Genomic DNA, 9,765 nt, shown 5'->3' with positions numbered 1-9,765 from the left:
ATAGTGGCCGAAATCGTAGATTAGCGGGTGCAAGCACGCCAGCACGCTACCCTTCAGGGGGGTTATTTTCCCTAAGCGGCCTGTCGATTTAGACGACGTCCCGAGATCAACATGAACATGCCAGCCCGAGGCGTGAACGAGAGACGCCGCGTGGCCACTTGCGAACGCGTGCGGGCTGCAATCGACAGGCCGAAACGCCTCCATGGGTTCGCTCCGGGACGGTTGTCGAGCTAGATCGTTGCCAAGTCGAACAACACACAGCACGAACCACCGTCACCCTGTCGGTGGCGGCGCCCGGTGACAAGCAGATAGCGGCCATCGTCGGAGGAGGAAAGTCGACGAATCAGCGCGTGTGGCAAGTGTCCGATCATTTTCTGCTCGCCGGAGAGTGACCATCCCATGACTTCACCCCGGTCATTTCCGGTGACAATGAATTGATGAGACTTCAAATACGTTAAAGCGGTGATCGGTCCCGGTGTTGTCGCAAGCGTCCTTGCCTGTCGTTCCTTGTCAATCTCGATGATTCGAAGTTGACGGGAATCTGAACGGTAACAGCAGATTGTGTTGTGATCGATCCACGCGAATTGTCCGCCGTCGGACAATTCGGTCACCGGGGCCAGCGTTTGAGAATAGATAGACGTGTGATCGTTGCCCATGCCGATCGCGATTCGGGATCCGTCGGCATTGAATTCAATGTGCCGCGGAACGCCGAGCAAGAGCGTCGGTTGTTGCCAGAGGGTCTTCGTTGCCAGATCCCAGATTTCCACTCGCTTGGCTTGGAACGCGACGGCAAGCAAATTGTCTGTTTTAAAGTGGTCGAGCGAGTTGGGCTGAAATTTCACGTTCAGCGAAGTTGCTCGGCGGGTCGCGATCTCAATCACATCGACGCACTTGTTGGGTCGGCCGACAATCAAGGACTTGCCGTCGCCGGTGAATTCGAGACAACGGACTTCACCGCCGGCAGGGAAATTCACCAGTTTCCCCTGGGCAATTTCCAGCAGATACAGACTGCCATCGCGTAGGGGAGTGAACGCGCAGCGTGTTCCTGCTGGATCCATCGCGGAGGCGTTGATGTTGTACAACATGTCCGACAATCCGCTGCGAGACAAATCGAACGCAATCGTGACGCCCGCACCGGGAATCGTCCGCATCAATTCCGCTTCGACGACTTTTCGAACGGGCTCAAGATTGCCTGTTGAGATCAGCATGGACTCATAAACGGCCTGCCAATTCTTTACGACGTTGAGGGGATTGAATTGTGTTTTGGCTTGCAGCTGAGCCAATCGCTTCTTGCGAGCCGCTCGTTCCTCCTCGCTCTGCTTGCCACGGAGATCCTCCAGCCAATCGATCCACCATAAGGTGCAATACTGTTCGAGAGAGGTGTCGTCGACGGTCGTGATGAGCGACCGAAGGTGAGCCTCCGCTTCATCGATTCGCCCGGTTCGAAGTTTCCAGAGTGCGAGAACGTATTGACAGTACCAATCATCGGGGAAGTTTTTCGCGAGTGTTTCCAGATCTTCGAAATAGACAGAAAACGTATGTTCCTGGGGCGTGCCGACCAGAAGAACGCGGAACACAAACGCGGTGCCGGGGTTTCGACGATCCAGTCGTCGAAGCATCGTCGCTTTGTCGCCGGTCATGGCGCGACTGAACTGCTGTAACAGACCACGGTCTTTCGTCAACGATTCGACGTATGCCTGGACGGTCTGATAGATCGGATCATCCGGTTTCAGCATCGCAGCTCGCTGGAAATCAGAAAACGCTTCCCGCTGCCGACGCATGCGGCTGAAGGTCATCGCTCGCTGGAAATAAAATTCGGCTTCATCGGGCGACTCAATCAAACGTTTGGTGATCGTATGAACCTGGTTGTCCAGATTCACAAAGGCCGGCGTTTGTCCGGCATGCCACCGTTTCAGGTTTTCAAGCGGTCCGAGGCGATGTTGAAAAACCGGCATCATCCATCGCATCTCCAAGATCGATTCCAGGTCCTCGATGGACGCTGTCGATTCGGAGCCGAGCAGCGGAGTCAACTGCCGCTGGACCATTTCCGATTTCATCAACGATCGGCGCGCCAAATCGAGTTGACCATTGCAGGCCAGCATCAGGGTCCACCAGTAGTCGTGGAGCCATTTTTGCAAGTCCGTTTTCGTCAGTTGCCCCGCCGCCGCTTGGTGATCCAATGCAAGTGCAAGTCGCCCCTGACGAAATCGGATTGTGGCAAGGCAATGGTGAAGGCCCCAGTCGCTCCAACGCTCTGCCTGGATCTGCTGCGCGGTCCGATCGATCAACGCCTGGTCCCACTGTCGTTCTTGATGGAGCGCGAGCAGGCGGAGTATTTCGATTCGAGCAGGCAGCGGCAATTGGGGGGCGTTTCGGAGCGTTTGTTCCAGGTTTTGCAAGTATCGGTCAGCTTGGGGGCGTCGATTTGAATCGTCTCGCGCGGCAATCATCAGTCCGAGTGCAACGCGGCAGCGCAGTGGCCAATGCATTTCGTGTGTTTGTTGACCAGCAGCATATTCCGCCTCTGCGTCAGCGTAGGCTTGTTTGATCAACAGGCCGTCGACACGGTCCTCCCATTGATCCCGCGTCTCGTGTCTCGCCGCGTTTTCAATTGGCATCTGCACCAGTTGAATCGATGTCTCTTTGGCCGTTTCCGTTTTGATCGCCTGAGAATCGTGTGCGATTTTCTGAGGTGATGCCGCCTGATCTGCTGGAGGCGTTGTCGTCTCCGATTGTTGATCGGGATCTTCTTGGGGCGTCGAGGATTGCTCATCAAATTGACCAAGGATGACAACCAATTCGATGTAATCGAACCACATTTGAGGCACAGGAGTGCGAGCGTTTGCTTTGATGTCCTGCTGCAACTGTTGCGCTTTTTCCAATGCACGACGTGCTTCGGTCGCTCGTCCCAGCCGATTCAAAATCAATGCCGACCAAGCCGTATCGACGGCGCGATGCACGAGGTTACTTGGCGAGACGCGTCGTGCATCAGAGAATGCGACAAGCGATTCGCGGTATCGTCCCAGGCGGAATAACAACATCATCTCGGAATGGGGATATCTCCAGTCTTTCGGGCGATCCTTCGCTTCGGCGACGACGGCGTCGAGCATTCGTGACAAATCGGCCGGAGGATCCGGGTGCAAACAGCAGATGCGTGGAATCGTATTGGTGCCCTCACCTGTTTGCGCCCAGCGTTTGCCAAGCCACTTTCTGTGATCTTCGTAGGTCGTCAACGAAGTCGACCCGTCGTTTTGAAGGTCATAGGCGGCGATCATCGTGGCCAAGGCGTGGTTCCAACCGAGATGCGGCGCCTGCCGGATGAGTTTCTGTGCGAGCGCAACGGCACGATCGATCTCGCCACTTCGAATCGCGTGGACCACGTCTTCTTCTGTCACGGAGTCGTCCGCCGGCGCCGCGATCACGGTGTCGTCTTTGACGGGCGATGCACCTTCGATCACGCCGACTCTGGAACGGTTGGAGAACAGCGAGAACAGACCGATTGCAACCACAGCAGCCACAAGGCAAACAGATAGTCTTAACGGTACGACCGCCGATTTTTCAGGAAGGGTCGGATCGATTCCTTGATCCGATTGAGAATCCGCGGGCAAGGCCGTTTCGCTGAACTGGGACAAATCGGCTGACAACATTCCGGGGCTTTCCTTGCAAGTCTCGGCAAGCTGCAGCAGGTTTGATTGTTCTGCAAAACTGGCGAGCTGTAACGCGACGCTTGCGGCACTGTGGGGGCGTTGCTCGCGAGACGGCGACAGCAAAAGTTTGATGTAGTGCTTTAGCTGCGGGGGAAGGTCACGCCGGAGATCGTCACATTCAGCCAATCGCTCGCCGACATCGAGATCGACGGTTTCCGATCGGTTTCTTACCTGTCGTTGGCGGGGGGAGTGCCCGGTCAAGAGTTGAAACAGGGTGGCACCCAACGCATAGAGATCCGCGCGTTCATCGACCCTCGTCTGACCACCAAATTGCTCAGGCGCCATGTACTCCGGCGTTCCAACGAAGTGGTCCGCGTTCGTGAGGCCGCCACAGGTCGGCGTCGGTGTTTCGGTTGATTCCTCGTTTTCCACCCAGCCGGCCAATCCGAGGTCGAGCACTTTAACGTTTCCATCATGGGTCAACATCAAGTTCGAGGGTTTGATGTCGCGATGTAACAGGCCGCTATCGTGTGCATGCTGCAAACCGAGGGCTGCTTGACGAATGATTTCACACGCATCGGCGACGTTTAGAGGTCCGCGTTGACGGACGATCCGGGCCAGATCTGCACCTTCGACAAGTTCCATCACCAAGAAGTGCCGCCCATCGACGCTGCCCGCATCCGAAGCACTGATCAGGTTGGGGTGGTTCACTTTACCGGCCGCGAGCATCTCCCGGCGAAAACGTGCAACCGAACTTTCCGACCGCAGTTTTTCCTCCGGCAGGACCTTCACCGCGAACGCTTTTCTTAGATTCAAATGCACGGCCAGATAGACGCTTCCCATCCCTCCCTGCCCGATCTTTTTTAGCAATCGATAGTCGCGAAGTCGGGTCCCTGCAGCGATCGCGACGTCCTTCTTGGTCGCGGTATTGCAGTCCGCTGACCGGGACGTCGAAATCGCCTTTTGCAAGAGTTCGAATTCAGGTTCAGCAAGGAATCGCTGGCTGCTGCCATCTTCTTGAAGTTCTTGCAGCAAATTGACGTGTTGCTGTTCGAGCGTTGAAGTCAACGATTCACAGTTCGAGCAAGTGTCCAGGTGACTACAGATTTCACGCGCCTGGTCATCTTCGACCGCGCCGACGAGAAGGTCGTGGAGCGTTTTTCTTGATGGGCAAGGAATCTGCATCGCAGGAACTCCGATGGTTGACGATAATGCATTGATCGCTGGCAGGGTGCGACGTCTGACGCACGCCGGAGTGACAAACGCCGGCGTGCCATAATGAACAACACCATCGCGCAACGCGAACGGGGCGATCCGCCGCGATTTTCGCCCGATCGGCGATCCTTAAGTCGTTTCGGCGTCGCCAGTTACACCATCAAAGAAAACGCCCAAGATCCAGGCGCAGCCGTCGTGTCACCCGGTATTTCGCCTGCCGCACCGCCGAAGGCTTCATTCCGAATTGCTCCGCGACTTCGGCCGCCGTGTGGCCTTCGAGTGCGATAAGTCGAAAACATTGCCACGTCCGATCGTCGAAATCCCCGCGGGCCGCGTCGAGTGCGGCCTGCAGTGGTGCGTCTGGATGGGATCGACCGTCGGCTGAAAGCGTCGCAGCCGACAGAGAGGCTTCATCGAGTGATTCGGGTTCGGCGAGCAGACGCAACTGGATCGAACTGCCTCCCTGCGCACATGGCCCCCGCAAGGTGCGCTCCAGATGATTGCGGATCGCGTTTCTGGTGATCACGAACAACCAACCACGAAAACTGCCTCCGCCCTCGGGACGCCTCGAAAACGTCGAGATCGATCGATGGACCGCTCCAAAAACTTGTTGGGACACATCCGAGGCATCTTCAGGTCGTAAATCACACTTTCGGCACCAAACATAGATCAACGGCGAATAGCGTTCGACAAACTGTTCCCATGCCTGATCGTCTTGTGCGCGAATCCCGTTGACCAGTCCGTCATCGGTTGAGCCCGGAGTGGCGAACAAGCTGGGCGACGAAGTCGATGTCATGGCGTCGAATCCGTGAAGAGAAGCGTCAGTGCCGGGGCGAAGTCGGCAGGTTCTATCTTCTCTCCATCCTAACAGGATTGACGAGGAATGGGGCGGTCGCGGGAGATGGCGGAAAAATGGCGGGCAGAAACATGCGAGCGTGGTGAAAAAGCCCGAATCATTCGGGCCCATGGCGGGGTGAGCGAGAACGAGGGGCTGAAACATCGCAGCCCGTCGATCGTCCGCGGATGGGGGCTCGTTATTTGAAGAGCTTTCCGATCGAGCGTTTCGCTTTCTTGCCGGTGCTCTTGACGTTCTTGACGCTTTTGCGTGTCGAGCCGCTGACCGTGCGAGCGGTTTTGCCGACATCATTTGAAACGCTTCGACGGGTCGAGTCGACTCGCTTGGCGGCCTTGATGGGTTGCCGAAGATCGACCGAGACGTCACCGCCAACTTTGCCGCCCACGCCGATGGCCCCTCCGGCGCCATAGTCAAACTTGATTCGACCGTTCTTGTACTTCGCATCGGCTCCGGCTTCGACGCCCACCCCCGCCCATGCTTCTCCCGTCACCGCGGCATCGACCGGTCCGACCTCGGTTCCCGTCCGCGCGCCCACCCGAGCACCCGCAAAGGCACTCGCATTGACGCCCACTCCGTTGTTGCTCACCCCGGCTTGAGCGCCCGCTTCTACGCCGACGAATGCCTCGGCCTCGGCGTACGATCTGACCCGGGTGTTGCCGATCTGTCCGGTCTGGTCGACGCCCGCGTCCGCTGCGTAACCGGCTCGAACACCTCCGCGAACCCCCGCAAACCACTTTTCGTCCCGTTCCCGCCCGAATTTGGTCCCGTGTTGCTTGTCGTTGCCAGAGGAAACGCCGATCTCGACGCCGGCTTCCTGTGTGAAGCCCGAATTGAACCACGACTCACTGACGGCGCCGTTGCGATGGGTCGTGGTGGAGCCGGCCCGCTGTTGATACTTCAGGTTGGAAGTCGTTTTCGGAAGAGGCTGGGGCACCCAATCGCCCCAGGGATTTTGGGCCGATCCGACGGAGACGGCCAAGAGAGCGACCAAGATGACATTCGTTGCAGTTTTCATTGTGCTTTACAGGGTGAAGAGGAGTGAATTCACCCGGCAAAGCGTGACACGTCTCAGCGTGTTACAGCGAATTTTCGAAAAACCGAAATCCCGAAGAAAAGGGCGACAGGAAAATGGATGACAAGAAAATGGTATGGATTGAAGTAGGCAGAATCATTCGGGGCAGAATGATGACGAACAATGTCACGGCTGTGGGGTGGGGGGCGCGGGGGACTGATCTTCGGCGTTAAAAACGGCACAAGCGGTCTGTCGGTTAGGATCGGATCGGGAGTAGGGGACGCCGCGGATGGTTCGAAATCGATTTCGAAATCGCCGGGGCGAGCCGGACTGTGATCTAGATTCCTGTAGTGCTTGGAATCAATCGCTTGAGGTATGACTTGTGGCCCATCTGAAACAACTGAAGTCCGAACTGCTGAGCGACGGCAAGCTCAGCTCGAACGAAGTCGCGCGGATTCGTCGGTACGTCGAAGAAGACGGCGCGCTGGACTTTGACGACGTGGCGTTTCTAGTCCAGCTACTCGGCGAAGCGGATGAAGTCTGCCCGGAATTCGACGAGCTGTTTCTGCCGCTGATGCGTCACGTGTTGCTCAAAGACGGCAAGATCGATCTGGATGAACAGGCGATTCTGGTCGACATGCTTGTGGCCGGCGGGGCGATCCGCCAGTCGGAAATCAAACTGGTCCGCGACCTTCAAATCGAAGCGACCGAGACGACGCCCGGGTTTGAAAAGCTCTGCCAAGCCTTGATGGCGATACCGGCCAGCTGAACGGCTGGCCCGCATCATAGGCTCCCCGTCGAGGAGCATCGATGCGCCACCGAGCGACCGCGTGCCCCCGAACCTCCAAATCGGCTCGATCGCCGACGACGACCAGCGTGACGCAGAAACTCAATCACGTGACGATTCTTTGCTGCGATTGCTCGATAACGTCATTCGCAGCTGGCGATTGACACATTGTCACAGCTGGCTCAAGTTGGCGCGCTGTCGCGATCAGCGGATGCGCCCATTCGCACGGATTGTCATTCCAGGTGAGTGATGAAATGGGACCGGCCAAACGTATGAAAGCAGACTTTGGAGCGTCCCTGGTTGGATTCGTTCTCCGTCGCTTTGACGGTACATCGTTTGCATCGAAGCGGCCGATGAACGATCGACAACGATGTTTTCGAGGGTCCTTTGATGGAACGATTCAAAAAATTGCTGGTGTACACGGGAACGGAGGAACCCGAGGGGGCGATTGCGCGAGCGATCGTGCTGGCGATGGAAAATGGCGCCTCGTTGACGTTGATGGATGTGATCAAACCCGTGCCCCGGATCCTGCGATTGTTCAAGGGTGTTGCCAGTCCGGACGAGCTGCAACGGCTGTTGATCGAAGATCATCGCGCCAAGCTGCAAGAACAAGTGAGCGAGTTCTACGACTCGTCCGTTCCGATCGACATCGTGGTCACCGTCGGTGATCCGGCGATGGAAGTGATCCGCGAAGTGATCCGCAACGACCACGATTTGGTGATCAAGGCGGCCGACGGATTTCGCGGCGCCGGGCGCGTGGTCGGCAGCGTGGCCCGTGCACTGTTGCGGATGTGCCCGTGCGCGATGCTGCTGCTGAAGCCCCAGGTGCACGGCGATTTCGACCAGGTCTTGGCGGCGATCGACGTCGACCGACAGGATACCCCGCACAAGAAGTTGAACGAAGCGATCGCGGAGTTGTCACTGGAGATTGCACGCAGCGATGAGGCGACGTTGCATTGGCTGAGTGCTTGGGAAATGCCTTTGGAAGTCCCGTTCGAACTGCCAATGGAATCGCCGTTCCATCAATCGTTTGGCGAAGATCAATCCGAAGACGTCTTTTCGATTCACGCGGAAAACATCCGCACCCATCTTGGCGAGCTCTATCGTGCCACGGGAATGACCGAAGTGTCACCGGAATTCCACGTCCGGCGTGGACCGGCGGCCGACGTGATCTCGGACATGGTCGAGGAGGTTCAAGCGGACTTGCTGGTCATGGGGACGGTCTGCCGTACCGGTATCGCCGGCTTTTTGATCGGCAATACCGCCGAATCCGTCTTGGCCGACGTGTCCTGCAGCGTTTTGGCGTTGAAGCCGCCGGGATTCGTCTGCCCCGTTGCCGGCGAAACCCTGGAGTCGAAAGTGGTTTCGTGAGCCTTAGAAACACTGAGCGGGAGAGCCGGCCACGCTCGCCGATGCCAGCGGGAAGCGTAAGCGAGCTGTCGATTTAGTGAGCCGCGACGCGTAAGCGGCCGGGCATTTCGGCCCCGCCCGAGGCCTTACGGCCAGCATCTCACCATTGACTCCGCAGCAGATCCCGATTCAATCGACAGGCCGATGAGCGAGCGGCGCGAGCAGGATTCGAGATCGCCAGGCGCCACTGGCTGACGCCGCGTGCTGGAGTCGTCATTCCCTCGTTTGCTAGGTCCCGTCGGCGACGAGGCGAACGAAATCCATCGAGGACAGGATGCCCAGCAATTTCATGTCTTTGCCGACGACGGGAAGGTGATGCAGTTGATGTTCGATCATCAACTTTGCGGCACTCTTGAGCGTGTCTTCCTGTTTGACTTTGAACATCACGCCCGACATCACGCTGGCGACTTCATCGGTGCCGAGGGTTTCGCGGATGATGTCGGCGACCAGATAACTGGTGTCGTAGATCGCCAAGTCGCTTTCGAGCGTTCGCTCGGCATCTTGAACCAATCGGACGAGATCGTTGAGCGTGAGGATGCCTTTGAGATAGTGCCCCTCGTCGACGACCGGCAGCGCCGAGACGTGGTGCTCGGTCATTGCGTCGACGGCATCGTGAACGGTTTGATAGTCGTGAATGGTTACGGGGTGCCGTTGCATGACGCTTTGCACCTTGGTTTCCAAATTCGAATCGATGGTCGTCATTGAGCTTTCCTCAGCCGTCAAGGAATCTTTACCGTTTTGGATACGTGCCCGATGGTCACAGCATCTGGTCACCGAAAACGAAATCGACTCAGGCCGCAAACCGTATGCCGATTCCCGCCCAGATTCTGCTACCCTC

At 57.4% G+C, this 9,765-nt stretch carries 6 protein-coding genes; 2 read left to right on the top strand and 4 right to left on the bottom strand.

Annotation, left to right across the window (positions count from 1 at the left end; translation table 11 throughout):
• Positions 1 to 230: 230 nt before the first annotated feature.
• The 3 genes from NZK35_RS21680 to NZK35_RS21670 all read right to left on the bottom strand — a co-directional run bounded on the left by NZK35_RS21680 (position 231) and on the right by NZK35_RS21670 (position 6,733).
• Positions 231 to 4,832, bottom strand: coding sequence for a WD40 repeat domain-containing serine/threonine protein kinase (locus NZK35_RS21680; RefSeq protein WP_259634615.1), 4,602 nt, complete (start codon positions 4,830 to 4,832; stop codon positions 231 to 233).
• Between the two features lie 190 nt (positions 4,833 to 5,022).
• On the bottom strand, positions 5,023 to 5,658 hold the full coding sequence (locus NZK35_RS21675; RefSeq protein ID WP_259634614.1) for an RNA polymerase sigma factor: 636 nt from the start codon (positions 5,656 to 5,658) through the stop codon (positions 5,023 to 5,025).
• A 238-nt stretch (positions 5,659 to 5,896) separates the two neighbouring features.
• Entirely contained in the window at positions 5,897 to 6,733 is an 837-nt protein-coding gene (locus tag NZK35_RS21670; RefSeq protein WP_259634613.1) for a hypothetical protein, read from the bottom strand.
• A gap of 379 nt (positions 6,734 to 7,112) precedes the next feature.
• On the opposite strand from NZK35_RS21670, the gene NZK35_RS21665 reads away from it, so the two are divergent.
• Both NZK35_RS21665 and NZK35_RS21660 read left to right on the top strand, forming a co-directional pair.
• Positions 7,113 to 7,499, top strand: a complete 387-nt coding sequence (locus tag NZK35_RS21665) for a hypothetical protein (protein WP_259634612.1) — start codon at positions 7,113 to 7,115, stop codon at positions 7,497 to 7,499.
• Between the two features lie 408 nt (positions 7,500 to 7,907).
• Positions 7,908 to 8,888 carry a universal stress protein gene (locus tag NZK35_RS21660; RefSeq protein ID WP_259634611.1) on the top strand — a complete coding sequence of 327 codons (981 nt, stop codon included), beginning with the start codon at positions 7,908 to 7,910 and terminating at the stop codon, positions 8,886 to 8,888.
• Positions 8,889 to 9,155: 267 nt separating this feature from the next.
• On the opposite strand, the gene NZK35_RS21655 is transcribed toward NZK35_RS21660, so the two are convergent.
• Positions 9,156 to 9,629, bottom strand: coding sequence for a CBS domain-containing protein (locus NZK35_RS21655; RefSeq protein ID WP_259634610.1), 474 nt, complete (start codon positions 9,627 to 9,629; stop codon positions 9,156 to 9,158).
• Positions 9,630 to 9,765: the final 136 nt, after the last annotated feature.

It is taken from the genome of Stieleria sedimenti (assembly GCF_025060895.1).
GTDB lineage: Bacteria > Planctomycetota > Planctomycetia > Pirellulales > Pirellulaceae > Stieleria > Stieleria sedimenti.
The sequence above is the reverse complement of the archived record's forward strand: the minus strand, read 5'-3'. Positions and strand labels throughout refer to the sequence as shown.

What these genes read in the sequence shown, in the direction of transcription:
- NZK35_RS21680 (WP_259634615.1), bottom strand. Translation starts at nt 4,832, where the DNA reads ATGCAGATTCCTTGCCCATCAAGAAAAACGCTCCACGACCTTCTCGTC.
- NZK35_RS21675 (WP_259634614.1), bottom strand. Translation starts at nt 5,658, where the DNA reads ATGACATCGACTTCGTCGCCCAGCTTGTTCGCCACTCCGGGCTCAACC.
- NZK35_RS21670 (WP_259634613.1), bottom strand. Translation starts at nt 6,733, where the DNA reads ATGAAAACTGCAACGAATGTCATCTTGGTCGCTCTCTTGGCCGTCTCC.
- NZK35_RS21660 (WP_259634611.1), top strand. Translation starts at nt 7,908, where the DNA reads ATGGAACGATTCAAAAAATTGCTGGTGTACACGGGAACGGAGGAACCC.
- NZK35_RS21655 (WP_259634610.1), bottom strand. Translation starts at nt 9,629, where the DNA reads ATGACGACCATCGATTCGAATTTGGAAACCAAGGTGCAAAGCGTCATG.